This window comes from Cyanobium sp. NIVA-CYA 375 (assembly GCF_056108345.1).
Window position 1 is genome coordinate 1 of the sequence record NZ_JBSYHW010000301.1, and the last position, 814, is coordinate 814.

General features: G+C 67.7%; 2 protein-coding genes. One reads left to right on the plus strand and one right to left on the minus strand.

What is annotated here, in order from left to right:
• Nucleotides 1-325 (plus strand): hypothetical protein (locus AC01FP_RS18210; RefSeq protein ID WP_474482237.1); only part of this gene is annotated, 325 nt, incomplete at its 5' end.
• Here the strand turns inward: AC01FP_RS18210 and AC01FP_RS18215 are convergent.
• Nucleotides 254-646 (minus strand): hypothetical protein, encoded by a 393-nt coding sequence (locus tag AC01FP_RS18215; protein WP_474482239.1) that lies wholly within the window; start codon nt 644-646, stop codon nt 254-256. The two genes, AC01FP_RS18210 and AC01FP_RS18215, sit on opposite strands and share 72 nt — an antisense overlap.
• Nucleotides 647-814: the final 168 nt, after the last annotated feature.

Below are 814 nucleotides of genomic sequence, written 5' to 3' on the forward strand. Positions count from 1 at the left end.
CCCGGACGAGCCACCCCGGATCACCGTGCGCGGTGCCCGCCCGCTCGACGAAGTGCGCGGCGCAGCGCGCATGCTGCTTACCCTCGATGTTTACGATGCCGGCGCGTTGCAGGAGCTGCGGCTCGCGCTGGCTCTGGGGCAGCCGGGGCACGGCGAAGTGCTGGTCCGGCTGAAAACGGGCGCGGAGGACGAGCCCACGTTGCGGCTGGGGCGGGACTTCGCGCTCGACGGCGATCTCGCCGAGCAGCTCACATCACTGCCCGGGATCGGCAATGTCTCGCTCGGGGTCCGGCGCGGGATCGGTAACCTCCGGCTGGTCGCCTGAAGCCGGGTCATCGGCGAAGACCCCGGTGAAGCGCGCCAGCACCAACAGCACGGTGGGGGCAAGCAGCGTGTTCCAGACATCCTTGATATGCCCCGCCTTGTCGATGGGGTCGTTGCTGCCGCTTGCTTCAGCCAGGTCCCACGCCTCGCCCAGCAGCGCCGCCGCCAGCACCAGCAGCCATGGTCGCCAGTGCCGGGCCTTCCATCCGAACAGCAGACAGCTGCCGAAGAACACCCCCAGCGCGACGTAGATATGCAGTGCATCCTTGGCCAGATGGGAGTGTTCGACCAGCACTGTCTTGAAGGACTGGAACGCGGTCATCGCGGCAGGGTCTGGCCGCGATTGCCAAGCGGCGCAAGCGTGGGCATGAACCTTGCGAGGATTCGTCAGGAGAGGACACGATAATGCTTGGAGCGATGCAGGACTGGACCATGCGGGTAACGGCGGTGATCGATCTCGCGTGCCCCGGCCTCGCGGGCGGCGTGGTCG

Bases quoted from the DNA above. Each gene is read 5' to 3' on its own strand.
- AC01FP_RS18215 (WP_474482239.1), bottom strand. From the start codon at position 646: ATGACCGCGTTCCAGTCCTTCAAGACAGTGCTGGTCGAACACTCCCAT.